This is a genomic window from Curtobacterium sp. MCPF17_046, assembly GCF_003224295.1.
Lineage (GTDB): Bacteria > Actinomycetota > Actinomycetes > Actinomycetales > Microbacteriaceae > Curtobacterium.
This window is the reverse complement of the sequence record NZ_QKLB01000016.1, coordinates 41401-64551: the sequence shown is the minus strand read 5'-3', so window position 1 is coordinate 64551 and position 23151 is coordinate 41401. Positions and strand designations below refer to the sequence as shown.

The window sequence follows — 23151 nt, the reverse complement described above, 5'->3', positions numbered from 1 at the left end:
GCACCCATGCCCGCCACCGGCCCCGACTTCCTCTCCCTGCAGGTCCGCGACCTCGATGCCTCGCAGGCGTTCTACGAGCGGTACCTCGGGCTCGAGCGTTCGCCCGCCGGGCCACCGCACGCCGTCGTGTTCACCACGACGCCGATCGCGTTCGCGCTGCGCGACGTCCTCCCCGGGACCGACCTCGCGTCGGTCGACCAGCCGGGACTCGGCGTCGCCCTCTGGTTGCATGCGACCGACGTCCAGGCGGTCCACGACGCCCTCGAGGCCGACGGGCACCGGATCGTCGCGGCACCGATCGACGGCCCGTTCGGCCGGACGTTCACCTTCGCCGATCCCGACGGTTACCACGTCACCCTCCACGACCGCGCCTGAGCGTCGCGCGGACCGCCGGTCGTCCCCGACCGGTGGTCGTGACCACATCGTGTCCCCACCACCGCTCCTCAGGGCCGACGATGGGGGCATGCGGGGGCGACGGGTGTGGGCAGCGACCGGGGCTGCGCTGTCGGTGCTGACGACAGCGGCGTGTGGCATCGTGCCCACGGCCTGTCCGGCGATCGGGTGGACGAACACCGTGGTGGTCACGGTCAGCGGACCGGACGGGTCGGTCGACGCGGTCCGTGACGTCGCCGTCTGCACCGGGACCGGATGCACGCCGCCCGCGCCGAGCGACCCGCCCGTCCTGCCTCCCGAGGTCGCGCCGGCCCCGTCGCCGACGTCGACCGCCGCCGGAGCCGTCTGGCGGCTCCCCGTGCTGATGGGCACGCCGGACCGGGCGGTCGTCGAGCTGCGGGACGCCGCCGACCGGCCGCTCCTGACGGAGACGGTTCGCACGCGGTGGATCCGGTACGGCGGCTCCGAGCAGTGCGGCGGCCCGTCGACGGCGGAGGTCACGGTCCGGGCGCCCCGCTGACCACCGGCACGTCCCGCACCCGGATGCCCGTGTCATGCGGCGTCATCCTCCGTGACGCGGCGGGGACGGCCGACGTACGGTCGCGTCGTGACCACGAACCGCGAGCCCCGGCAGATCCGCTTCAACGCGTTCGACATGAACTGCGTCGCGCACCAGTCCTCCGGGCTGTGGCGCCACCCGCGCGACCGATCCCGGCACTACAACGACCTGTCGTACTGGACGGACCTGGCGAAGATCCTCGAAGGCGGGGCGTTCGACGGCATCTTCATCGCCGACGTCCTCGGGACCTACGACGTCTACGGCGGGACGAACGAGGCCGCGCTCCGCACCGGGTCGCAGGTACCGGTGAACGACCCGATCCTCCTCGTGTCCGCGATGGCCGCCGTCACCGAGCACCTGGGCTTCGGCATCACCGCGGGCACCGCCTACGAGCACCCGTACCCGTTCGCCCGACGCATGTCCACGCTCGACCACCTGACGAAGGGCCGCGTCGGCTGGAACGTCGTCACCGGGTACCTGCCGAGCGCCGCCCGCAACATGGGCCAGACGGACCAGCTCAGCCACGACGACCGCTACGACGTCGCCGACGAGTACCTCGAGGTCCTCTACAAGCTGTGGGAGGGCTCGTGGGAGGACGACGCCGTGGTCGAGGACCGCGAGACCGGTGTCTTCACCGACCCCGCGAAGGTGCACCCGATCGAGCACCACGGTGCGCACTTCGACGTGCCGGGCATCCACCTGTCCGAGCCGTCCGTGCAGCGCTCGCCCGTCATCTACCAGGCGGGCGCCTCGCCGCGCGGCATCCGCTTCGCCGCCGAGAACGCCGAGGCCGTGTTCGTCGGGGCGCCGACCCTGCCGCAGCTCGCCGCGACGGTGGGGAAGATCCGCGACGCCCTGGAGGCCGCTGGTCGCGACCGGTACGCCGCCAGGGTGTACACGCTGCTCACCGTCATCACGGACGAGACCGACGAGGCCGCGCAGGCGAAGTACCGCGACTACCTGTCGTACGCGTCCGAGGCGGGTGCGCTCGTGCTGAACTCCGGCTGGATGGGCGTCGACCTGTCGCAGTACGACCTGGACGAGCCGCTCGGCAACATCGAGTCGAACGCGATCCAGTCGGCCGCCGCGAACCTGTCCGCCGCGACCGGTGAAGACGGGACGACGTGGACGGTCCGGGACATCGCCCGGCAGACGGCGATCGGCGGACTCGGTCCGGTCGAGGTCGGCAGCGGGGCGACGATCGCGCAGCGGCTCATCGACATCCAGGAGCAGACCGACGTCGACGGCTTCAACCTGGCGTACGCGGTGACGCCGGGCACGTGGCAGGACGTCATCGAGTTCGTCGTCCCCGAACTCCGGGCGCGCAACGCCTACCCGGACGGGTACGAGGAGGGCTCCCTGCGGCACAAGCTGCTCGGACGGGGCGACCGGTTGCCGGACGAACACCGCGGAGCGTCGTTCCGGGTACGGGTGCCGGCGACCGCGTGACGGGTGGTCCTCGTGACGCCGTGCCCTGGCGTCCCGCGCACGCAGGAGCCCGGTCGTAGGGTGGTCCGGTGATCGAGTCCTCTGCAGCCGTGCGCGTCGCGACGGCGGAGGCCGGGACGGACACCGCGTGCATCAACCTGTGGGCCGCCGCCGTCGCCGCGCGCGACGGTCGTCCCCGGGACCCGGCGGTCCGGGCGCGAGCCGCCGCGAAGTTCGCCGCCGAGCGGGTCGCCCTCGTGGTCGCGCCCGGGGACTCCGACGACGGCGTCCGCGGCTTCGCACTCGTCACCGCGCCGGGCACCGGAGGGGGAGTGGGACCCGCGGACGCCGCTTACCTCAGCCTGCTCGCGGTCGACCCGGCCGCGCAGGGGAGCGGGCTCGGTCGAGCGCTCCTCGTCGCGGCCGTCGACGCTGCCCGGGACGCCGGGTACGAGCACTGCATGCTGCACGCGCTCGAGGACAATGCGCCGGCCGTGCGCCTCTACCGCAGCGCCGGGTTCCGCCCGGTCGGCGAGCCGTTCCCGCACGCCCTCAGCGGCCGCCCGACCCGGACGTTCGTGGTCTGACCGCGGCTGCGGAGCCGCGGCCCGCCCGGATCAGCGTCGTCGACCGCTCGGCGGCACGGGGGTCCAGTCGCCGTGGGACGCGACCCGCCCGTCACCGGAGGACCGGCCGGTCACGCGCCGCCGGACCCACGGGACGACGTGGTCCCGGTAGTACCGGAGTTCTTCGGTGACCGACGATCGCGTCGCGTCCGGGACGACCGGCGCCGTCACGGTCGGTCCACCCGCGATCTCGTGGAGGGCCAGGTCGGCGACCCGCTGGTGTCCGAGCGGGTTCATGTGCAGCCGGTCCTCGGACCAGAACTCGGCGCGCCGCAGGTGTGGGTCGCGGGACACGTCGACGTAGGGCAGGCCCCGATCCCGCGCGAAACCGGTCAGGGCCTCCGCCCAGGCGTCCCCGCGGGCGTTGATGAGCTTGCCGAGCGGCAGTCGGGCGCTCGGGTCGGCCGGGCTGAGGAGCGCCAGCCGGATCCCGCGGGCGGCGACCGCGTCCGCCGCGGTCGCGAGCCGCCCGAGCAGTACGTCCACGTCGTAGCCCGGACGGAGCATGTCGTTCCCGCCGCCGCAGAACGTGACGAGCGTCGGCGCCGGGTCGAGGGCGAGCGCGGCGTCGAGCTGCTCGTCCAGGACCCCGGCGAGCAGGCGACCGCGGATCGCGAGGTTCGCGTACGAGACCGGGCCCGACAGGTGGTCGGCGAGCCCGGAGGCCAGTCGTCCGGCCCACCCGGGGAAGGGGACGTCCCCGTCGTCGCCGACGCCCTCGGAGAAGCTGTCGCCGATGGTGACGTAGCGGACGGGGTCGGTGCGGGCGGGGACGGTGGACATGGTCCTCCTCTGGGCAGCCGGTGGCGGCGGAGCGTGCGGTCGCGTCCATCGTGCTCCTCCCGCTGCGCAGCCGGTGCGGACCGGTCGTCCTCGGTGGGGAACGCCCCGGTCAGGGGAGCCTTCCCTTGCTGGTGCGATCCCCGCGCAGGTGCTTGGCTCTCCCCATGTCGACCGCAGCTGACCTCGCGCTCCCCGGCACCGAGCACGACGACGCCACGAGCGCCGCCCGCCTCAACTGGTTGCGCGCCGGTCTCCTCGGCGCGAACGACGGCATCGTGTCCGTCGCCGCCGTCCTGGTCGGGGTCGCCGGTGCCGGTGCCACGACCGGCCCCGTCCTCGCCGCGGGCACGGCAGCACTCGTCGGCGGCGCCGTGTCGATGGCGCTCGGCGAGTACGTGTCGGTGAGCGGAGCCCGCGACGCCCAGCGCACCGGCCAGGCCGCCCACCAGGCCCAGCTCGAGGCCGAGTCCGAGGACGCGGTCACCATCGCCGCCCACTACCGCGCGCTCGGGGTCTCGGACGACGTCGCGACCTCCGTCGCCGCCGAACTCGTCCGACCCGAGGTCCGGGACCGCCGCGCCGCCGCCGCACTCCGCGACGCCGAGGAAGAGGTCGTCAGCCCGTGGCGCGCGGCCTGGGTCTCGGCCGCGACCTTCACCGCGGGCGCGGCGCTGCCCTTCCTCGCGATGCTCCTCGCCCCGACGTCGATCCAGATCGCGGTCACGGTGGTCGCCGTGCTCGTCGCACTCGCCGTGACCGGGACGACCGGCGCCGCACTCGGTGGTGCTCGTCGCGGCCGCGCAACCGTCCGCGTGGTGTTCGGCGGGGCGCTCGCGCTCGCCGCGACCTACGCCGCGGGGACGCTCCTCGGAGCACACGCGTTCTGACGCGCACGGGCCCCGTCCCCGCGGTTCCGCAATTCGCGCATCTCGCGGCGCGAGATGCGCGAATTGCGGAACCGGGACGGGCCCCTGGCCCGGCCGGTGGCTACGGCGTCGGCGCCTCGGCCGGCTCCAGCACCGCCTTCGGCACCCGGTGCAGCGTCACGGCGCCGACCGCGTCGAACGGGTGGAGCGGGTCCGGCGCACCGGAGCCCGTCGGCCCACCGAGCTTCGAGTCGCCCACGGCGCTGAGCACCGCGTAGGCGTCGTCCCCGGACCAGCCGTGCTCGTCGACCAGGAACGCGTAGGCGTCCTCGTACCCGCGGCGGATGCTCTCCTGCACGGGCTCACCGAGGCCGACGAACAGCCACTCGTCGGCGGTCTCGATGCGCGGGGCACGCAGTTCGGGTCCGCCCTTGACGAGGTCGACGGACACGACGGCGGTGCCCTGCGCCTCGATGGCGACGAACGACGATTCGCCCTCGGCCATGATGGCGTGGATGTCGCCGATCGACAGCAGGGCGCCGGGCACCCGGACCGGCAGGTACACCGTCGATCCGGGGCGGGCCTCGGTGACGTCCATGTTCCCGCCCTCGGCGTACGCGGGCATGATCGTCGAGTTCTCGCCCGCAGCCGGGGCTGTGCCGATGCAGCCGATCATCGGGCGGACCGGGAACGCGTGCCGGTCGGTGACGTGCACGACGCCGTCCTCGATCGGGCAGCGTCGGGTGAAGACGCGGTCGCCCATGACGTGTTGCAGGGCGCCCGAGCCCGGCAGCGAGACGGACCAGCCGTGGGTGGTGAGCTCGATGTCGTGGATCGTCACGGCGAGGGTGTCGCCCGGCTCCGCGCCCTCGACGTACACCGGGCCGGTGACCGGGTTGATCGGGGCCTGCAGCTGCGCCATGTCGTGGTGGTCGTCCAGCTCGGCGTACACGGCGTCGGTCGTCTCGAACCCGATCGTCTCCCCGGTGCCGGGCGCGATGGTCAGCACGGGCTCGCGGTCGGCCGCGTAGCCGGGGCGGCCGAGCGTGTTCGGGAGGTGGTGGTCCGCGGTCATCGGTGGTCCTCGTCCTTCGTCAGGGTGGTGGCGGCGGTGCGGTCGCCCTCACCCAGCGTGCCCGGCTCCTCCGAACCGACCTCGGTGGAGCGCCCGGTCGCCCGGTAGTACAGGAACACGCCGGCGCCGACGACGAGCCAGATGACGCCGCCGACCTTCGCCTCGACGGCCGCGTTGAGCAGCACGTACCCGATGATGAGGAACCCGATGAGCGGCACGACGAGGTGCAGCAGCCAGTTGCGCGACTTCCCCTTCACGACGTGGTGCACGAACACCGACACGTGCAGGAGCATGAAGCCGAACAGCGCGCCGAAGTTCACCAGTGACGAGATCGTGTCGATCTGCCCGACGAAGAACAGCACGAGGATCGCGGAGAGCACCGAGACGACCAGGATCGCGTTCTGCGGGACCCGACGGCCGTTGAGCTCGTGCAGGAACGCGGGCAGCTGCCGGTCGCGGCTCATCGAGAAGAGCAGGCGGCTCGTCGCGGCCTGCGCGGCCATGGCGTTCGCGATGCCCACGGCCAGGACGTTGACGGCGAAGAAGGCCGTCGCCCACCCGCTCGACGAGGCCTGCTCGACGACGGTGAAGAACGCGTTCCCGGCCTCGCTGTCCGAGAACGAGTCCCGACCGGCGGCCAGTGCGCTCGCGAGCCAGGTCTGCACGACGAACAGGAACGCGACGATGACGAGCGCCAGGATCATCGCCAGCCCGGCACCACCACGGCGGCCGGTCGACTCCTCCGACAGGGTGGAGATGCCGTCGAAGCCGAGGAAGCTCAGGACCGCGATCGACAGTGCCGACGCGATCAGCGGTGCCGACACCTTCGCCGGGTCGAACACCTGGTCGGTGCTGAAGGACGCTCCCGGCACGGTGCCGCCGGTCAGGGCGACGATCGCGATCACGACGAAGACCACCACGAAGACGAGCTCGATGAGCAGGAAGATCCGGTTCGCCAGCTTGAGCGACGACACCCCGGCCAGGTTGATGACGGTGTTGATCGCCACGAAGACGAGCGCCCACAGCCACCGCGGGGTGCCGGGGAAGATGCCGACCATGCTCTCCGCGGCGAAGACGTAGAGCAGCGTCGGGACGAGCAGGTAGTCGAGCAGGATCGCCCAGCCGGCGAAGAAGCCGGCGGTGGGGTGGATGCCGCGGCCGACGTACGAGAACACGCTGCCGGCGAGGGGGATCGACTTCGCCATCTGCGCGTAGGCCAGGGCCGTGAAGATCATCGCGACGAGGCCGACGATGTAGACGAGCGGCACCATGCCGCTCGACGCGTTGTAGACGGTGCCGAAGATCGCCCACGGGGCGATCGGCACCATGAAGACGAGCCCGTACACGAGCAGGTCGGTGGTGGAGACGGAGCGGTCGAGCTCCTGCTTGTAGCCGTAGGCCTCGAGCTGTTGCTGTGCGGAGAGCTCGCTGTGCTGCTGCGACATGTCGGTTCCGTTTCGGGGAGGAGGGACGGTGCAAGGGGTGGGTGTCCGGACGGGAGGCGCGGCACGGGTCGGTGACGGGCCTCCTGTCCGGCGCACGGCCGGCCGGGGTGGTGCCGGCGGTGTCAGTCGGTGGGGTGGGCGTCGTGCTCGGCGAGGAACGCACCGATGACGCGGCGGAACTCCTCCGGCTGCTCCAGGTGGGTGCAGTGGCTGGCGCCGGGGAAGACGTGCTGGCGGGCCCCGGGGATGCGCTCCACGAACGGCTGCCAGGTGGCGGGGGTGGCCTCGTCGTGCTCACCGGCGACGACGAGGGTCGGGACGTCGACCTGGTCCAGGCGGTCGATGACGGACCAGTCGCGCAGGGACCCGATGACGTGGAACTCGTTGGGCCCGTTCATGGTGTGGTAAACCGTCGGCTCGGCTTCCATCTGCTCCTCGGACGCGACGAAGTCGGCGGGCATCGGGACGACGCGGCAGACGTGGCGCTCGTAGAACACCTGCGTCGCGGCGAGGTACTCCGGGTCCTCGGTGGTGCCGGCGGCCTCGTGCCGGGTGAGCGCGTCCTGCACGTCCTCGGGCAGACGGCTGCGGAGCTCCGCGGCACCGTCGACCCACAGCTGCATCGACGCGGGGGAGTTGCAGATCGACAGGCTCGCGATGCCACCCGGACGGCGGACACCGATCTCGGCGCCGAGCATGCCGCCCCACGACTGCCCGAGCACGTGGTGGTCGCCGAGGCCGAGGTGGGCGACGAGCGCGCGGTACTCGTCGACGAACAGCTGCGGTTGCCAGAAGTCAGCGGGGGCGTCCGGACGGTGGCTGCTCCGACCGCAGCCGAACTGGTCCGAGTGGACGACGGTGCGGCCGGTCTCGTCGGCGAACGCCTCGAGGTTCCGCAGGTAGTCGTGCGCCATGCCGGGGCCGCCGTGCAGGACGACGAGGGGCAGCGTCCCCGAGACGGGACGGTCGGGCTCGGTGATCCGGTACCAGGTCTCGCCGTCCAGGAACGGCATCGTGCTCTCGGTGATGCGGGACATGGGGTGAGCATGGCCCTTCGAAAGGTCCCAGGCAAGACCTTTTCTGCTCGTTTAACGTGGCCGTAACAGCGCCGGCCCACGGAGGGCCGTCGGGAGGGGTGCCGTGACGGATCGCGCGACGGAGACGCGGGTGGACGAGGTCGAGGACCGGCTCGTGACCGCGCTCGCCGTGGGGGAGTACCTGCCCGCGGCGCGACTCCCGCCCGAACGCGAACTGGCGGCGTTGCTCGGCGTCGCGCGTGTCACCGTGCGGAGCGCCCTCGCCCGCCTGGTCGACCGCGGGTTGCTCGAGACCCGACGCGGACGCGGTGGCGGCACGTTCGTCCGGACGCAGTGGCCGGCGAGCTCGTCCGAGTCGGTCGGCCGGACCCTGCTCGCCCGGTGGGCCGGCATCCAGGACACCGCCGACGCGATCGCCCTGCTGCACGGGGCCATGGCCGCCGCGGCAGCCGAGCGGATCACCCCGGCGGAGGCGGCTGCGCTCCGGGACCGGCTCGACGCCTTCCGGCAGGCCTCGAGCGGCGCGGCGAAGCAGCAGGCGGACGCCGTCCTGCACCGGAGCATCATCGACGCGGCGCGCAACGACGTCCTCCGCGCGACCCTCGCGACCCTCGAGGCGCAGATCTCGATCGCGGCACCGGCACACCTCTGGGGGACCGAGGAGGGCATGGCGGACATGGAGGCACGTGCCACGCGGGACCACGAGGTCCTCGTCGAGGCGGTGTGTGCGGGGCGGGCGGCGGAGGCCGGCGAGGTCGCACGCCGGCATGTCGGCATCGACGTGGAGCTGCTGGAACAGGCGATGCTGCGCGCGGGGCAGGTCCCGACGGCGGATCCCGCACCACGGTGACGGCGAAGACCGCGTCCGCGGGCACCGGCACGACACGGGCATGATGAGCACATGACCCACCTGCCGCCGCCGCGCCTCCAGCGATCGCCCCGACCGCGGAGGGGCCCGGGGTCGTCGCATCGCCTGATGGTCATCGGGGTGGTGCTGACGGTCATCGGGCTCGTCGGGCACCAGCTCGCGCTGTGGTGGAACAGCATCCCGTTGCCCGAGGGCACGGGAGCGAACATCGGCGCCGGCGTGGCAGCCCTGGCCGCCCTGCTGGTCGCCGTCGGCGGGCTCGTGACCCTCGTCGTCGGCGGGCTGCTGCGCGCCCGCGGTGGCTCGGACCCCCGGGTCGGGGGATGACCGCTCCGGTCGTCGCCTGACGGACGGGAGGCCCGCGGCGGACTCGCCACGGGCCTCCCGTCGGCAGCGACCGGTCACCGGTGTTCCGGTGTGCCGGTGTGCCGGTGTGCTCAGACGTCGCGGCGTCGCGCGACCACCATCGCGAGGGCGTTGACCACGACCACCTCGGCGAGGAGGACGCCCGCACCGCTCCACCCGTTCAGGTCGGAACCGCCCTCGGCCGTCGCCGTCGCCGGGGCTCCGGTCGCGCCCGCGGGTGCGTCGGACGCGTAGGCGTACAGCTGCCCGCCGGCTGCGTCGGGCAGGTACCCGGCGGCCGTGCCGAGCCAGTCGATGCCCGCGAGCACGGACACCAGGCTGAGCACGATCGGCAGCACCAGCAGGATGCCGAGCGTGATGGCGATGCCGCCGGCACTCGAGCGGACGAGCAGGCCGATGCCGAACGCGAGCAGTGCCACGAGCGTCACGTACACGGACGCACCGAGGAGCGGCATGAAGACCGCGGGGTCGGCGAGGTCCGGGTGGACCCCCTTGCCCGCCTGCAGCGCGGTCGAGATCGCGACGCCGATCCAGGTGGCGACGACGCTGACGAGGAACGTCGAGACGGCGAGCACGGTGGCCTTGGCGAGCAGGGCGCCGAGGCGTCCGGGGTCCGCGGTGAAGGTCGACCGGATCTGCCCGGTGGTGTACTCGCCGGAGATGATGAGGACGCCGAGCACCCCGACCACGAGAGCGGACAGGTACACGCTGATCGTGTTCATCCCGACGATGGTCTCGTTCGCCGCGTCGGTGGTGGTGGTCGCGCCGGCCTCGGCCAGGGCGCCGAGGAGGGTCGCCAGGCCGATCGTCAGCACGGCGATGACGGCGAAGCACCAGAACGTCGACCGGATGCTCCAGAACTTGATCCACTCACTGCGCACCAGTCGGGCGAACCCGAGGCGCTTGCCCTCCAGGGAGGCCTTGCCGCGGTGGCGGTGCTGCTCGGTCCCGCGGTGGTCGGTCTGCTGCGGCGCGCTCATCGCGTGCCCTCCGATCGGTACTCGACGTCGTCGCGGGTGAGCGCCATGTAGGCCTCCTCCAGGCTGGCGCCGGTCGGGGTGAGTTCGTGCAGGACGACACCGGCGCGGGCGGCGATGTCACCGACCGTCGGTGCGTCCGGCCCGACCACGAGGAACGACCCGTCCTCACGCTGGGTGACGGTGGCCGCCGGGCCGATCGCGGCGAAGAGCTGGTCCGGCATCGGGGTCCGGACGACGACCCGGGCGAGTGCCGTGCCGCCGGCGGGACCACCGGCGCCGGCGACGAACTCCGCGATCGGGGCGTCGGCGAGCACCTTGCCGCGACCGAGGACGACCACGCGGTCGGCGGTCTGCGCCATCTCGCTCATGAGGTGGCTGGAGAGGAAGACCGTGCGCCCCTCCGCCGCCAGACGGCGCGCGAGCTGACGGACCCAGAGCACCCCGTCCGGGTCGAGGCCGTTCACCGGCTCGTCGAGGATCAGCGTGTGCGGGTCACCGAGCAGTGCCGCCGCGATGCCGAGCCGCTGGCCCATGCCGAGCGAGAACCCACCGACCCGCTTGCGGGCGACCGACTCGAGGCCGGTCATCTCGATGACCTCGTGCACGCGCTGCTTCGGGATGCCGTGCGTCGCCGCGAGCGCGAGCAGGTGGTTGTGCGCGCTGCGCCCGGAGTGCACCGCCTTCGCCTCGAGCAGGGCCCCGACCTGCCGGAGCGGGTCGCGGAAGTCCTGGTACGGCCGCCCGTTCACCGTCGCGCTGCCGGAGGTCGGGCGGTCGAGCCCCATGATCATCCGCATGGTGGTCGACTTGCCGGCGCCGTTCGGGCCGAGGAAGCCGGTCACCATCCCGGGGTGCACGACGAACGAGACGTCGTCGACCGCGGTCTTCGGGCCGTAGCGCTTGGAGAGGTGCTGTACTTCGATCATCGGTGGCCACGCTAGGGGAGCCCGTCCGGCCGGTGCCTCCCCCTCGAGGAGGAGATCGGCGCCTCCTGGAACGATCGTTCCGATGCAGGTGTCATGTCACACGGTCGTCACACAGGGGAAACGGGCGGTGCGACCGGGGTCCGTAGCTTCCTTCCCAGGCAGACGCCGACCTCACCCTCTCCCACTCCGGAGGACGTCATGGCAACCGAAGTCGCGGCACCCGTCGCACCGCCCCACGCCCCCGTCACGTCGACCGCCCCCGCGGGCGCCGGCCTGATCAAGCCCGGGTACGACCCGGCCCTCACGAACGAGGACCTCGCGCCGCTGCGGAAGCAGACCTGGTCGAGTTACAACGTCTTCGCGTTCTGGATGTCCGACGTGCACTCGGTCGGCGGCTACGTCACGGCGGGGTCGCTCTTCGCGCTCGGCATCGCGAGCTGGCAGGTGCTCGTCGCCCTGGTCGTCGGCATCCTCGTGGTGCAGGTCTTCGCGAACCTCGTCGCGAAGCCGTCGCAGCGGACCGGGGTCCCGTACCCGGTGATCAACCGCGCGGTGTTCGGCGTGCTCGGTGCGAACGTCCCGGCGATCATCCGCGGGCTCATCGCGATGGCCTGGTACGGCGTGCAGACGTTCCTCGCGGCGCAGTCGCTGAACATCGTGTTCCTCAAGTTCATCCCGGGTGCCGCGGCCCTCCTCGAGCCGTCCTTCCTGGGCCTCGACGCGCTCGGATGGATCTCCTACGCCGTGCTGTGGGTCGCACAGGGCGCCCTGTTCTGGATGGGCATGGACGCGATCCGGAAGTTCATCGACTGGGCAGGGCCGGCGGTCTACGTCGTCATGATCGCCCTCGCGGTGTACCTCGTCGCGCGGGCCGGCATCGGCAACATCTCGCTGACGCTGTCCGTCGGCGAGCCGATGTCCTTCGCCGAGAGCATCCCGGTGATGCTGTCCGCGATCGCCCTGGTGGTCAGCTACTTCTCCGGCCCGATGCTCAACTTCGGCGACTTCTCGCGGTACGGCCGGTCCTTCGCGGCCGTGAAGCGCGGCAACCTGCTCGGCCTGCCGGTCAACTTCGTGTTCTTCTCGATCCTGACCGTGCTGTGTGCGAGTGCCACCGTGCCGGTCTTCGGCGAGCTCATCACCGACCCGATCGCGACCGTCCAGGCGATCGACGCCCCCTTCGCGATCCTGCTCGGCGGGCTGACGTTCGTCATCGCCACCGTCGGCATCAACATCGTCGCGAACTTCATCAGCCCCGCCTTCGACTTCTCGAACGTGTCCCCACGCCGGATCAGCTGGCGGGCGGGTGGCATGATCGCGGCGGTCGGGTCGGTGCTCCTCACCCCGTGGAACTGGTACGGCAACGACCAGGCGATCCTGTACACGCTCGGTGTCCTCGGTGCACTGATCGGTCCGCTGTTCGGGATCCTCATCGCGGGGTACTACATCGTCGGGAAGCAGCGCGTCGCGGTCGACGACATGTACTCGATGGACCCGTCCGCACGGTACTGGTACCGGAAGGGATTCAACCCGAACGCGATCTGGACGCTCGTCACCACCGGGGCGGTCTCGGTCGGCAGCGCGGTGCTCCCGCCGGCCCTCGGCGTCCTGCCCTGGCTGAGCACCTACAGCTGGTTCATCGGCTGCGGACTCGGGCTCGTCGTCTTCTGGGCGCTGGAACGTCGGTCGCCGCGGATGCCCGCGCTCGCCGCGGACGACCCGACGGTCGACGACGGCGCCGCCTCCGGCCGCGCCTGACCGCGACGCCTCCCGTCCACAGGGGCACCGGCGCGACGGTCCGAGTCGGCGCCCCTGTGGACGGCCGGGAGGCCCGCCCCCGGTCCGTCGAGGATCGTCACCACCCAGCACCACCAGCTCCATCGGAAGGACCCGCGATGCGCATCCGTGTCGTCAACCCGAACACCACCGCGTCGATGACGGCGGCGATCGGCAGGGCCGCGGCCGCCGTCGTCGGCCCGGGCACGGTCGTCGAGGCCGTGCAGCCCACGATGGGGCCGGCCTCGATCGAGAGCCACTACGAGGAAGCGCTCGCCGTCCCGGGGCTCCTCGAGCAGATCGCCGCGGGCGAGCGGGACGGGGTGGACGCCACCGTCGTCGCGTGCTTCGGCGACCCCGGCATCGACGCGGCCCGGGAGCTCGCCAGCGGCCCGGTGATCGGCATCGCCGAGGGCGCCTACCGGACGGCGGCGCTGCTCGGGCGGCGGTTCGGGGTCGTCACGACGCTCGCGCGGACGACCGGGCGCGCACGGGAACTCGCCGAGCGCTACGGGTGTGCGGCGCTCCTGACGGAGGTGCGGGCGTGCGAGGTGCCCGTGCTCCGGCTCGAGGACCCGACGTCCGGCGCGCGGGACCTGGTCGTCGCCGAGTGTCGCGAGGTCATCGCGAACGGCGCCGACGCGGTCGTGCTCGGCTGCGCGGGCATGGCCGACTTCTGCGCCTCCGTGTCCGAGGACATCGGGGCCCCGGTCGTGGACGGGGTCAGCGCGACGACGCTGCTCGCCGAGTCGCTCGTCCGCCTCGGGCTGACGACCGGGAAGCACGGCGAGTACGCCCCGCCGCCACCGAAGCCGTTCTCCGGGGCGCTCGCGTCCTTCGCGCTCGCGGACGCCCGCGTGACGGTGGGGGCGGGCGCATGACGAGCCTCGGGTCCGTGACGGTGGACGAGGGCCTGGCGCCCGCCGACCTCGTGCTCCGCGCGCAGCGCGCCTGGGTCGACGGTGCCTTCCGCCCCGCGTCGGTCGTCGTCCGTGACGGCCGGATCGTGTCTGTCGGACCGGTCGACGCCGCGGTGACCGGGCAAAATGACGAGACGGTGCCGGACGGGCACGTCCTGCTGCCGGGCCTCGTCGACACCCACGTCCACGTCAACGAGCCCGGCCGCACCGAGTGGGAGGGCTTCGCCTCCGCCACGCGCGCGGCCGCACTCGGTGGTGTCACGACGATCGTCGACATGCCGCTGAACTCGATCCCGGCGACGGTCGACGTGCCCGCCCTCGCCGTCAAGCGGGCGAGTGCGGCCGGCCGGGTGGCGGTCGACGTCGGCTTCTGGGGCGGCGCGGTCCCGGGCAACGCCGGTTCCCTCGGCGACCTGCACGACGCCGGGGTCTTCGGCTTCAAGTGCTTCACGGCACCGTCCGGTGTGGACGAGTTCCCGCACCTCGACCCGGGTGCGCTGCGGCAGGCGATCGGCGAGGTCGCTGCCCTGGACGCGTTGCTCATCGTGCACGCCGAGGACCCGGAGCACCTCGTCGACCACGACGCGCTCGGCGGCCGGTACCGCGACTTCCTCGCCACCCGACCCGCGCAGGCCGAACGCTCGGCCATCGCCCGGGTGATCGACGGCGCACGGGAGACCGGCGCCCGGGTGCACGTCCTGCACCTCTCCGATGCCGGCGCCCTCCCGATGATCCGTGCGGCGAAGGACGACGGCGTGCGCATCACGGTCGAGACCTGCCCCCACTACCTGGCGTTCGAGGCCGGGTCGATCCCGGACGGAGCCACCGCGTACAAGTGCTGCCCACCGATCCGTGACGATGCGAACCGCGACGCGCTCTGGGCGGGGCTCCTCGACGGCACGATCGACATGGTGGTGTCCGACCACTCCCCGTCGACCGTCGACCTCAAGGTCGACGACTGGGGTCTGGCGTGGGGCGGCATCGCCGGGCTCCAGGTCGGCTTCCGTGCCGTGTGGACCGAGGCCGCTCGCCGTGGCCTGCCGCTCGACGCGGTCGTGCCCGCGGTCACGACCGGACCGGCGGCGCTCGCCGGTTTCACCGACCGCGGTCGGATCGCGCCGGGCGCCCTCGCGCACTTCGCGGTGTTCGACCCCGACGCCGAGTCCACGGTCCGGGCCGACGCGCTCGCACACCGCAACCCCGTCTCCGCCTTCGACGGGCTGTCGGCACGCGGTCGGGTCACGGGGACCTGGCTGCGGGGGAGGCGGATCACCTCCACCGCGGACGACGTCACGACCGTGGACGTGGTCGCTGGAGAGCTGGTGGACCGTGCCTGAGACGCTCGCCGCAGCCGACGTGCACCTCGGCTCCACGCCCGACGACGTCCTCTGGGGACGGCTGCCGAGTCGGGACGACGAGCCGGTCCGCACCGTCGCCCCCGGGACCGTCGTGACGATCGACACCGTCAGCCACGAAGGCCTGCTGCCCGACCAGGGGTCCGACCCGGTGGCGTTCTTCGGGCGGCACGGCGTGGCCGCGGCGGACGTGCTGGCGGACGCGGTCGACATCGTCCGGCACGTGGAGCGCGACGCGGCCGACGGTCCGCACGTGGTGTCCCGCCCGGTCGCCGTGCAGGGGGCCGAGCCCGGCGACGTCGTCTCCGTCACGGTGCTCGAGGCCGTCCCGCGGGTGCCGTACGGCGTGATCTCCAACCGGCACGGTCGCGGAGCGCTGCCGGGGGAACTCCCGCGCGGGAACGAGCCCGTCTCGGTCTTCGCGGACGTCATGACCCGTGACGGCGTCGACTTCGGGCGATTGCCGGTCGTGACGGGCGGGCCCCGGGTGGTCACCTTCCCACTCCGGCCGTTCCCCGGCATCGTCGGCGTGACCGTCGACAGCGAGGTCCGGCCGCACTCCGTCCCACCGGGGCCGCACGGCGGGAACGTCGACATCGCCCTGCTCACCGCCGGAGCCACACTGCACCTGCCCGTTCAGGTGCCCGGGGCCGGCGTCTCCGTCGGCGATCCGCACTTCGCGCAGGGGGACGGCGAGGTCGCGCTCACCGCGATGGAGGCCTCGCTCCGGCTGACCCTGCGCCTCGACGTGGTCCCGCGGGCCGTGGCGCTCGCGCGCTTCGGCGCGCTGGTCGGACCCCTGGCGGAGACCACGGAGTACCTCGTCCCGACGGGCATGGACGCCGACCTGGACGACGCCGTGCGCCGGTGCGTCCGTGCCGCGATCACGCTGCTCCGGGCGCGGTGGGGCGTGGAGGAGCACCTGGCGTACGCCTACCTCAGCGCCGCGACCGACTTCCGGATCTCGCAGGTCGTCGACCTCGTGTGCGGTGTGCACGCGACGGTGCGGAAGAGCGACTTCCAGGCGGTACCGACGTGCGGGTGACCGGGACGTGGCCGGACGGACTGGAGACTGCGTTCCGGGCCTACGAGGACGCCCTCATGCGGGACGACACCGCGGTGCTGGACGCGCTGTTCGAGCCCGGCCCGGACACGTTGCGCGGCGACGGAGCCGGGTTGCTCCGCGGGCACGACCGGATCAGCGCGTTCCGGTCCGCCCGTGGTGGTGTCGCCCGGCGCACGCTCGTCGGCGTCGACGTGCAGGAACTGAACGCGGACGAGGTCTTCGTCGTGGGGGAGTCGCGGTTCACGGACGGTGGGCGCGGCCTGCAGACGCAGCTCTGGCGTCGCACGGCGGGCGCGTGGCGCATCCGGACGGCGCACGTGACGGGCCGTGCGGTCGCCTTCGACCGCACGGTGTGGCGGGCCGTCGGGGACCCGCTCGTCCGCGGCGCCGGTGCCGGTGCCGGTGCCGCGTCCGGTGCGGAGGCGGTCGCTGGTGCGTCCGACGCCCGTCCGCTCGCCGGGGTCCGGGTGGCCGTCAAGGACCTCTTCGCCGTCGCCGGCCACGTGATCGGCGCCGGCAACCCGACGTGGGAGTCCGCAACCCGCGTCGAGACGGAGCACGCCCCGGCCGTCTCGGTGCTCCTGCAGGCCGGGGCCGACGTGACCGGGATCGCCCGCACGGACGAGTTCGCCTACGCGCTCGCCGGGCGGAACGCCCACACCGGCCCGCCGCCGAACGGGGCCGATCCGGCGCGCATCAGCGGTGGCTCGACCTCCGGCCCCGCGACGGCCGTGGCGCTCGGGCAGGCGGACGTCGGGCTCGGCACCGACACCGCGGGCAGCATCCGCGTCCCCGCCTCGTACCAGGGGCTGTGGGGTCTGCGGACGACCCACGGACTCGTGTCGCGCGACGGCGTCCTGCCACTCGCGCAGAGCTTCGACACGGTCGGGTGGCTGACACGACAACCCGACACGCTCCGAGCGGTCGCGACCGTGGCGGTCTGTCCCGCGGTGCGGAGCCTCGCGACGCCGCTGCTGGTCTGCGAGGCCCTGCTCGCTGCGGCAGACCCCATCACGAGACGCGCGTTCGAGGACTGGCTGGCACGGACCGGGACGGGCGTCGCGGTCGTCGACCTGCCGGACCTCGACGACCTCGCCGAGACGGTGCGGATCGTGCAGGGTGCCGAAGCACACCGGAACCACGGGGCGTGGGTCGCCGCGCACCCCGGTGCCCTGGGCCCGGACGTCGCCGATCGGTTCGCGGCGGCCGCCCGGATCACCGCCGAGCAGGAGGCCGCTGCGCGGGACGGGCTCGGGCGACTGCGTTCCGCGGTCCGGGCCGTGGTCGCCGACGGCGCGCTGGTCCTCCCGACGGTGCCCGGCCCCGCGCCGCTCCGGACGGCCGACGGCCCGGCGGTCCTCGCCACACGGCGGTCGACCCTGCGGATGACCGCGGTCGCCGGCGTCGGCGGCCTGCCGGCGGTGAGCGCTCCGCTCCTGGTCGTCGACGGAGCCCCGGTGGGCGTCTCCCTCGTCGGTCCGGTCAGGTCGGACCTGGCGCTCGTCGACCGTGCTGCCGGACTGGCCGTCGCAACACTGCTGTAACAAGCGTTCCAATAGGATCATGCAAGGAACGGAAGGTACGAACATGCATCCCGTCAACCCGCCGACACGGCTCCTCATGGGGCCCGGGCCGATCACCGCCGACCCCCGCGTGCTCCGCGCCCTGTCCACACCGCTCGTCGGCCAGTACGACCCGTGGATGACCGAGACCATGAACCGGACGCAGGAGCTGTACCGGCAGGTCCTCGGCACGCGGAACGACGCAACCGTCCTGGTCGACGGCACTTCGCGCGCTGGCATCGAAGCCGTCCTCGTCTCCCTCCTCGCCCCGGGCGACGCGGTGCTCGTGCCGGTGTTCGGGCGGTTCGGGCACCTGCTCGCCGAGATCGCCGAGCGAGCCGGTGCGACCGTGCACACGATCGATACCGAGTGGGGTCAGGTGTTCCCGACCTCGGTCATCGAGGACGCGATCGCCCGTGTCCGTCCGAAGGTGCTGGCGATCGTGCAGGGCGACACCTCGACGACGATGAACCAGCCGCTCGACGAACTCGGGGCGATCTGCGCCCGGTACGGCGTGCTCTTCTACACCGACGTCACGGCCTCGGTCGGCGGCAACCCGCTCGAGGTGGACGCGTGGGGCATCGACGCCGTCAGTGCGGGCCTGCAGAAGTGCCTCGGCGGTCCGTCCGGCAGCGCGCCGCTGTCCCTCTCCCCGGCCGCGGTCGCCGTGCTGGACGTCCGTCGGAGCATCGAGGCCGGCATCCGCGAGCCCGGCGACGACGTCTCCGACGACCCGATCCGGTCGAACTACCTCGACCTCGCGATGATCCTCGACTACTGGGGTCCCCGACGCCTCAACCACCACACCGAGGCGGCGTCGATGCTCTACGCCGCGAACGAGTGCGCCCGCATCCTGCTCGAGGAGGGCCGCGACGCCGTCGTCGAACGGCACGCGCTCGCCGGGCGGGCGATGCTCGAGGGCGTCCGCGGACTCGGCCTGAAGGTCTTCGGTGACGTCGGCCACAAGATGCACAACGTCGTCGCGGTGGAGATCCCGGACACGGTCCGCGGGGACGCCGTCCGCGCCGCGATGCTCGAGGACCACGGCATCGAGATCGGCACCTCGTTCGGACCCCTGCACGGGCGCGTCTGGCGGATCGGGACGATGGGCTACAACGCCCGGAAGGACACCGTCGTGACGACGCTCGCCGCCCTCGAACAGTGCCTGCGGCGCGGCGGGGCGGTCGTCCCGCAGGGCGGCGGCGTCGACGCCGCCCTCGACGTGTACGCGGCGGCGACCGACAGCGCACCGGCGGCCGTGCCCCCGATCCCGGACGCAGCGACGTTCGTCCCCGCCGGAGCGCCCGCGTGAGCGCCGTCGTGCAGGTGCCGCTGGCGAGCGATCGAGCGCGGGCCGCGGCGGACACCATCATCGCCCGCTGTGACGAGCTCGCGGACGTCACCGAGACGCCCGGGCGGATCACCCGCGTGTACCTGTCGCCCGAGCACGCCCGGGCGAACGAGACCGTCGGGGCCTGGATGCGGGACGCCGGGCTGCGCACCTGGCAGGACGCCGCCGGCAACCTGCACGGACGCGCCGCGGGGGCGACGCCGGACGCCCCGGTGCTCCTGCTCGGCTCCCACCTGGACACCGTCGTGGACGCCGGTCGCTACGACGGCGTCGTCGGGGTCCTCATGGCCGTCGAGGTCGTCGCCCGCCTGGTCCAGGACCACGGGGCGCTGCCGTTCGCCCTCGAGGTGATCGCGTTCTCCGACGAGGAGGGCACCCGGTTCGGCAAGGCGCTGCTCGGGTCCTCCGCGGTCGCCGGCGTCTGGGACGAGTCGTGGTGGGACCTGCAGGACACGCACGGCACCACCCTCCGGTCCGCCTTCGAGTCGTTCGGTCTCGACCCCGGCCGGATCGCCGAGGCCGCGGTCGCACCGGCGTCGCTCGTGGGGTACCTCGAGGCGCACATCGAGCAGGGACCGTACCTGGAGCAGGCCGACCAGGCGCTCGGCGTCGTGACGAGCATCGCGAGTGCCCGGCGCTTCACGGTGCAGGCGGTCGGGGAGGCCCGGCACGCCGGTGGGACGCCCTACGATCGACGCCACGACGCACTGCTCGCCGCCGCCGAGGCAGCACTCGCCGTCGAACGGATCTGCCGTGCCGAGCAGCACATCGGCACGGTCGGCACCATGACGGTGGAACCCGGAGCCGTCAACGTCGTCCCGGGCCTCGCGACCTTCGCGGTCGACCTGCGCGGCGAGTTCGACGACGGACGGGACCGCGTGTGGGACGCCGTCGCCGACGCCTTCCGTGAAATCGGGGAGCGCCGCGGGGTCGACGTGACACCGACCGAGGTGCACCGTGCCCCCGCGGTGTTCTGCGCGCCGCGACTCATGCACGCCGTCCGGGCCGGCATCGTCGCGACCGGCGAACCCGCACCGCTCGAACTGTTCTCGCGTGCCGGACACGACGCGATGTCCCTCGGCCTCGTCACCGACGTCGCGATGCTGTTCCTCCGCAACCCGGACGGCATCAGCCACCACCCGGACGAGTTCGTCTCCGCGGCGGACGTCGCCCTCGGCCTCGACGCGCTCGCCACGGCGGTCGAACGGCTCGCTGACGAGCACCTCCTCGCCGACGGAGCGGACGCGTGACCGTCCCGGACGTCCGCGGGCGGATCGACCGGGTGTGGGAGCGTCTCTCGCCCGCCGAGCGCCGGGTCGCCGCGATGATCCGACACGACCCGGAACTCCTGCTCGTCGGTACGTCGGCGCAACTCGCGGCGGAGTCCGGGACCTCGAAGGCGACGGTCTCGCGGCTCGTCCGGTCCCTGGGCTTCCAGGACGCCGCCGAGGTCCGGCAGAACCTGATGTCCGCCCGCGGCACCGGGTTGCCCTGGGCCGCCGAGGACGCCGCCCACGTGGACCAGCGCGCGGTGGAGGCGCGGAACCTCGACGCCGCCTTCGCCTCGCTCGCCCGGGCCGACCGTCCCCGACTCGCCCGCCGCGTGATGCGCGCCCGCCGGGTCCTGGTGGTCGGCGAGCGCGGTGCGTACCCGATCGCCCTGCAACTGCGCGCGCAGCTCGCGCAGGTCCGTCCGGACGTCCGCATCGGCCCCTCGCCGGGGCAACGTCTCGGCGAGGAGGTCGCGGACCTCGACCGCCGGGACCTCGTGTTCATCGTCACCGTGCGACGGCACGCGGCCGGGGTCGACCGCGTGGTGCGGCACTGCGTCGGGACGGGCGCCGACGTCGTCGTCCTCGGCGACCCGACCGCGGCGCTCATCGCGGCACCGGCGGCCACCGCGGTCCTGTGCCCGGTCGACTCGCCGTCGGCCTTCGACTCCATGGCGGCCCTGTTCGCCGTGGTCGCGGCGATCACGAACGACGTCTACGAAGCGTCCGGACCAGCCGGACGGACGCGGGTCGAAGCCGTCGCGGACGCCTACGACACGCTCGGCGAACTCGCCGGGTCCTGAGGGCCGCGCTCCTGTGCCTCCCGCGGCTCCTGCGTCTGCCGGGACTCCCGTCCGGCTCGGAGCTCCGCCACGAGGGAGCGGTTCCGCTCGACGATGAGCGCCCGGAGGTACCGGCGCAGCACGAGCCCCTCGGCGATCGTCCCGAGCGGCCCGAAGGGGGCACGGAACGCGATCTCGTCCACCATCCGGGTCCCGTCCGCCGTGCGCTCGAACCGGTGCTCGTGCCGGAACCGGGCGAACGGCCCACGCACCTGTTCGTCGACGAACCGGTGCGGCGCCTCCAGGACGGTGACCTCGTTCGTCATCCGCCAGACGATGCCGAGGTGACGCGCGCGCCACGTGACCGACTCACCGAGCCCGATCACGCCGCTCGTCCGTCCGGCGACCGCCTGCTCCCCGCTCGCGGCCATCGACCGCAGGTGCGCGCCGATGTCGAGCGAGAGCGCGAAGGCGCGCTCCGGCGGCACCGGCAGGTCGGTCACGATCCGGAAGACAGCGCTCACGCGACGATCCTGCCGTACGGGCGGCAGGATGGTCACGTGACCGAAGCCGCTGTGCGCCCGCTGGACCGAGCCGGGAGGCTCCTGCCCGGACTCGCACTCGCCACCGGCATCGCCGTGGTCGCCACCGTGATCGGGCGCTTCCTGCCCGTCGTCGGCGCTCCGGTCAGCGGCGTCCTCATCGGGGCCGTCATCGGGACGATCCGTCGTCCGGGCGCGGTGTTCCGGCCGGGCATCTCGACCGCGAGCAAGACCGTCCTGCAGTGCTCGGTGGTGCTCCTCGGCGCCCAGCTGTCCCTGCTGCAGGTCGCGCGCGTCGGGGTGGCGTCGTTGCCGGTGATGCTCGGCACCCTCGTCGTCTGCCTGCTCGCAGCGTGGGGCATCGGTCGCGCGCTGGGCGTCGTCGGCAACCTGCGGACGCTGATCGGGGTCGGGACGGGGATCTGCGGCGCCTCCGCGATCGCCGCGGTGGCCCCGGTGATCGGCGCGGTGTCGATCGAGGTGGCGTACGCCGTGTCGACGATCTTCCTGTTCAACGTGGCCGCGGTCGTCGTCTTCCCCGTGGTGGGGCACGCGCTCGGGATGAGCCAGCACGCGTTCGGTCTGTTCGCGGGAACCGCGGTGAACGACACCTCGTCGGTCGTCGCCGCGGCGAGCACCTACGGGGCGGGCGCTGCGGACTCCGCGGTCGTCGTGAAGCTCGTCCGCACCCTGATGATCATCCCGGTCGTGCTCGGGTTGGCCTGGTTCGTCGGGCGTCGCTCGGACCCCGCGGCGGTCACGACCGACGGCGTCGCCCTCGACGGCACGGCGCAGTCGAGCGGAGGAGTCCCCGACGGCGCTCGACCGGGTGCCACGTCACCGTCCGGCACACCAAGCTGGTCGCCGCGTCGGGTGACCCGCCTCGTGCCCTGGTTCCTCATCGGCTTCGTGCTCGCCGCCGCGGTGAACTCCACCGGTCTCGTCCCCGGTCCGGCGCACCCGGTGATCGCCGCGGTCGCCGCGTTCCTCATCACCGTCGCGCTCAGCGCGATCGGGCTCTCCAGCGACCTGGCCGGGTTCCGCCGGGCCGGTCTCCGCCCGCTGCTGCTCGGCGGCGCCCTGTGGATCGTGGTGTCCCTGTCCAGCCTCGGCCTGCAGGCCCTCACCGGCAGCCTCTGACCCGCCGCCGAGCTGCCGCTGACCTGGCGCTACG

At 73.1% G+C, this 23151-nt stretch carries 23 protein-coding genes; 16 read left to right on the top strand and 7 right to left on the bottom strand.

What is annotated here, in order from left to right:
* Positions 1-6: 6 nt before the first annotated feature.
* The 4 genes from DEJ32_RS13375 (at position 7) to DEJ32_RS13360 (ending at position 2967) form a co-directional block, all read left to right on the top strand.
* On the top strand, positions 7-375 hold the full coding sequence (locus DEJ32_RS13375; protein WP_110890104.1) for a VOC family protein: 369 nt from the start codon (positions 7-9) through the stop codon (positions 373-375).
* 88 nt (positions 376-463) lie between these two features.
* Positions 464-913: a hypothetical protein gene (locus DEJ32_RS13370; RefSeq protein WP_146234158.1), complete on the top strand. Its 450-nt coding sequence runs from the start codon at positions 464-466 to the stop codon at positions 911-913.
* Between the two features lie 87 nt (positions 914-1000).
* The gene (locus tag DEJ32_RS13365; protein WP_258369060.1) at positions 1001-2401 is read left to right on the top strand and encodes an LLM class flavin-dependent oxidoreductase; all 1401 of its coding nucleotides are present in this window, start codon (positions 1001-1003) and stop codon (positions 2399-2401) included.
* Positions 2402-2469: 68 nt separating this feature from the next.
* Positions 2470-2967 (top strand): N-acetyltransferase, encoded by a 498-nt coding sequence (locus DEJ32_RS13360; RefSeq protein ID WP_110901614.1) that lies wholly within the window; start codon positions 2470-2472, stop codon positions 2965-2967.
* 30 nt (positions 2968-2997) lie between these two features.
* On the opposite strand, the gene DEJ32_RS13355 is transcribed toward DEJ32_RS13360, so the two are convergent.
* Positions 2998-3789, bottom strand: a complete 792-nt coding sequence (locus DEJ32_RS13355) for an SGNH/GDSL hydrolase family protein (protein ID WP_110901613.1) — start codon at positions 3787-3789, stop codon at positions 2998-3000.
* A gap of 164 nt (positions 3790-3953) precedes the next feature.
* On the opposite strand from DEJ32_RS13355, the gene DEJ32_RS13350 reads away from it, so the two are divergent.
* Positions 3954-4676 carry a VIT1/CCC1 transporter family protein gene (locus DEJ32_RS13350; RefSeq protein ID WP_110901612.1) on the top strand — a complete coding sequence of 241 codons (723 nt, stop codon included), beginning with the start codon at positions 3954-3956 and terminating at the stop codon, positions 4674-4676.
* Positions 4677-4776: 100 nt separating this feature from the next.
* Here the strand turns inward: DEJ32_RS13350 and DEJ32_RS13345 are convergent, their stop codons facing one another.
* From DEJ32_RS13345 to DEJ32_RS13335, 3 genes are all read right to left on the bottom strand, one after another.
* Positions 4777-5730 carry an acetamidase/formamidase family protein gene (locus DEJ32_RS13345; RefSeq protein WP_110901611.1) on the bottom strand — a complete coding sequence of 318 codons (954 nt, stop codon included), beginning with the start codon at positions 5728-5730 and terminating at the stop codon, positions 4777-4779.
* Complete coding sequence (locus tag DEJ32_RS13340) at positions 5727-7175, bottom strand: APC family permease (protein ID WP_258369059.1); 1449 nt, start codon at positions 7173-7175, stop codon at positions 5727-5729. Before DEJ32_RS13340 ends, DEJ32_RS13345 begins: the two co-directional genes overlap by 4 nt.
* Before the next feature lie 122 nt (positions 7176-7297).
* The gene (locus DEJ32_RS13335) at positions 7298-8212 is read right to left on the bottom strand and encodes a proline iminopeptidase-family hydrolase (RefSeq protein WP_110901610.1); all 915 of its coding nucleotides are present in this window, start codon (positions 8210-8212) and stop codon (positions 7298-7300) included.
* A gap of 103 nt (positions 8213-8315) precedes the next feature.
* On the opposite strand from DEJ32_RS13335, the gene DEJ32_RS13330 reads away from it, so the two are divergent.
* Positions 8316-9062 (top strand): FadR/GntR family transcriptional regulator, encoded by a 747-nt coding sequence (locus DEJ32_RS13330; protein ID WP_110824728.1) that lies wholly within the window; start codon positions 8316-8318, stop codon positions 9060-9062.
* A gap of 126 nt (positions 9063-9188) precedes the next feature.
* The gene (locus tag DEJ32_RS13325; protein WP_110901609.1) at positions 9189-9407 is read left to right on the top strand and encodes a hypothetical protein; all 219 of its coding nucleotides are present in this window, start codon (positions 9189-9191) and stop codon (positions 9405-9407) included.
* 110 nt (positions 9408-9517) lie between these two features.
* Here the strand turns inward: DEJ32_RS13325 and DEJ32_RS13320 are convergent, their stop codons facing one another.
* Both DEJ32_RS13320 and DEJ32_RS13315 read right to left on the bottom strand, forming a co-directional pair.
* Positions 9518-10426 carry an ABC transporter permease gene (locus tag DEJ32_RS13320; protein ID WP_110824726.1) on the bottom strand — a complete coding sequence of 303 codons (909 nt, stop codon included), beginning with the start codon at positions 10424-10426 and terminating at the stop codon, positions 9518-9520.
* Entirely contained in the window at positions 10423-11352 is a 930-nt protein-coding gene (locus DEJ32_RS13315) for an ABC transporter ATP-binding protein (protein WP_110824725.1), read from the bottom strand. The genes DEJ32_RS13320 and DEJ32_RS13315 overlap by 4 nt, the downstream gene beginning before the upstream one ends.
* A gap of 198 nt (positions 11353-11550) precedes the next feature.
* Between DEJ32_RS13315 and DEJ32_RS13310 the strand changes: the two genes are divergently transcribed.
* The 8 genes from DEJ32_RS13310 to DEJ32_RS13275 all read left to right on the top strand — a co-directional run bounded on the left by DEJ32_RS13310 (position 11551) and on the right by DEJ32_RS13275 (position 21456).
* On the top strand, positions 11551-13110 hold the full coding sequence (locus DEJ32_RS13310; protein ID WP_110901608.1) for an NCS1 family nucleobase:cation symporter-1: 1560 nt from the start codon (positions 11551-11553) through the stop codon (positions 13108-13110).
* A 137-nt stretch (positions 13111-13247) separates the two neighbouring features.
* Positions 13248-14009, top strand: coding sequence for an aspartate/glutamate racemase family protein (locus tag DEJ32_RS13305; protein WP_110901607.1), 762 nt, complete (start codon positions 13248-13250; stop codon positions 14007-14009).
* Positions 14006-15385 (top strand): allantoinase AllB, encoded by a 1380-nt coding sequence (allB, locus tag DEJ32_RS13300; protein WP_110901606.1) that lies wholly within the window; start codon positions 14006-14008, stop codon positions 15383-15385. Before DEJ32_RS13305 ends, allB begins: the two co-directional genes overlap by 4 nt.
* A complete protein-coding gene (locus DEJ32_RS13295) occupies positions 15378-16448 on the top strand; it encodes an acetamidase/formamidase family protein (RefSeq protein ID WP_258369057.1) in 1071 nt (356 codons plus the stop codon). Before allB ends, DEJ32_RS13295 begins: the two co-directional genes overlap by 8 nt.
* A complete protein-coding gene (locus DEJ32_RS13290) occupies positions 16445-18013 on the top strand; it encodes an AtzH-like domain-containing protein (protein WP_258369056.1) in 1569 nt (522 codons plus the stop codon). Before DEJ32_RS13295 ends, DEJ32_RS13290 begins: the two co-directional genes overlap by 4 nt.
* Before the next feature lie 19 nt (positions 18014-18032).
* Positions 18033-19343, top strand: coding sequence for an alanine--glyoxylate aminotransferase family protein (locus DEJ32_RS13285; protein WP_110901605.1), 1311 nt, complete (start codon positions 18033-18035; stop codon positions 19341-19343).
* A complete protein-coding gene (locus DEJ32_RS13280) occupies positions 19340-20632 on the top strand; it encodes an allantoate amidohydrolase (protein WP_110901604.1) in 1293 nt (430 codons plus the stop codon). The genes DEJ32_RS13285 and DEJ32_RS13280 overlap by 4 nt, the downstream gene beginning before the upstream one ends.
* Positions 20629-21456 carry a MurR/RpiR family transcriptional regulator gene (locus DEJ32_RS13275; protein WP_110890089.1) on the top strand — a complete coding sequence of 276 codons (828 nt, stop codon included), beginning with the start codon at positions 20629-20631 and terminating at the stop codon, positions 21454-21456. The genes DEJ32_RS13280 and DEJ32_RS13275 overlap by 4 nt, the downstream gene beginning before the upstream one ends.
* On the opposite strand, the gene DEJ32_RS13270 is transcribed toward DEJ32_RS13275, so the two are convergent.
* On the bottom strand, positions 21423-21959 hold the full coding sequence (locus tag DEJ32_RS13270) for an SRPBCC family protein (RefSeq protein ID WP_110890088.1): 537 nt from the start codon (positions 21957-21959) through the stop codon (positions 21423-21425). The two genes, DEJ32_RS13275 and DEJ32_RS13270, sit on opposite strands and share 34 nt — an antisense overlap.
* 36 nt (positions 21960-21995) lie before the next feature.
* Between DEJ32_RS13270 and DEJ32_RS13265 the strand changes: the two genes are divergently transcribed.
* On the top strand, positions 21996-23117 hold the full coding sequence (locus DEJ32_RS13265; RefSeq protein WP_110901603.1) for a YeiH family protein: 1122 nt from the start codon (positions 21996-21998) through the stop codon (positions 23115-23117).
* Positions 23118-23151: the final 34 nt, after the last annotated feature.

Coding starts and splice junctions, on each gene's coding strand:
- DEJ32_RS13375 (WP_110890104.1), top strand. CDS start 7: ATGCCCGCCACCGGCCCCGACTTCCTCTCCCTGCAGGTCCGCGACCTC.
- DEJ32_RS13370 (WP_146234158.1), top strand. CDS start 464: ATGCGGGGGCGACGGGTGTGGGCAGCGACCGGGGCTGCGCTGTCGGTG.
- DEJ32_RS13355 (WP_110901613.1), bottom strand. CDS start 3,789: ATGTCCACCGTCCCCGCCCGCACCGACCCCGTCCGCTACGTCACCATC.
- DEJ32_RS13350 (WP_110901612.1), top strand. CDS start 3,954: ATGTCGACCGCAGCTGACCTCGCGCTCCCCGGCACCGAGCACGACGAC.
- DEJ32_RS13345 (WP_110901611.1), bottom strand. CDS start 5,730: ATGACCGCGGACCACCACCTCCCGAACACGCTCGGCCGCCCCGGCTAC.
- DEJ32_RS13340 (WP_258369059.1), bottom strand. CDS start 7,175: ATGTCGCAGCAGCACAGCGAGCTCTCCGCACAGCAACAGCTCGAGGCC.
- DEJ32_RS13335 (WP_110901610.1), bottom strand. CDS start 8,212: ATGTCCCGCATCACCGAGAGCACGATGCCGTTCCTGGACGGCGAGACC.
- DEJ32_RS13325 (WP_110901609.1), top strand. CDS start 9,189: ATGGTCATCGGGGTGGTGCTGACGGTCATCGGGCTCGTCGGGCACCAG.
- DEJ32_RS13320 (WP_110824726.1), bottom strand. CDS start 10,426: ATGAGCGCGCCGCAGCAGACCGACCACCGCGGGACCGAGCAGCACCGC.
- DEJ32_RS13315 (WP_110824725.1), bottom strand. CDS start 11,352: ATGATCGAAGTACAGCACCTCTCCAAGCGCTACGGCCCGAAGACCGCG.
- DEJ32_RS13310 (WP_110901608.1), top strand. CDS start 11,551: ATGGCAACCGAAGTCGCGGCACCCGTCGCACCGCCCCACGCCCCCGTC.
- DEJ32_RS13305 (WP_110901607.1), top strand. CDS start 13,248: ATGCGCATCCGTGTCGTCAACCCGAACACCACCGCGTCGATGACGGCG.
- allB (WP_110901606.1), top strand. CDS start 14,006: ATGACGAGCCTCGGGTCCGTGACGGTGGACGAGGGCCTGGCGCCCGCC.
- DEJ32_RS13285 (WP_110901605.1), top strand. CDS start 18,033: ATGCAAGGAACGGAAGGTACGAACATGCATCCCGTCAACCCGCCGACA.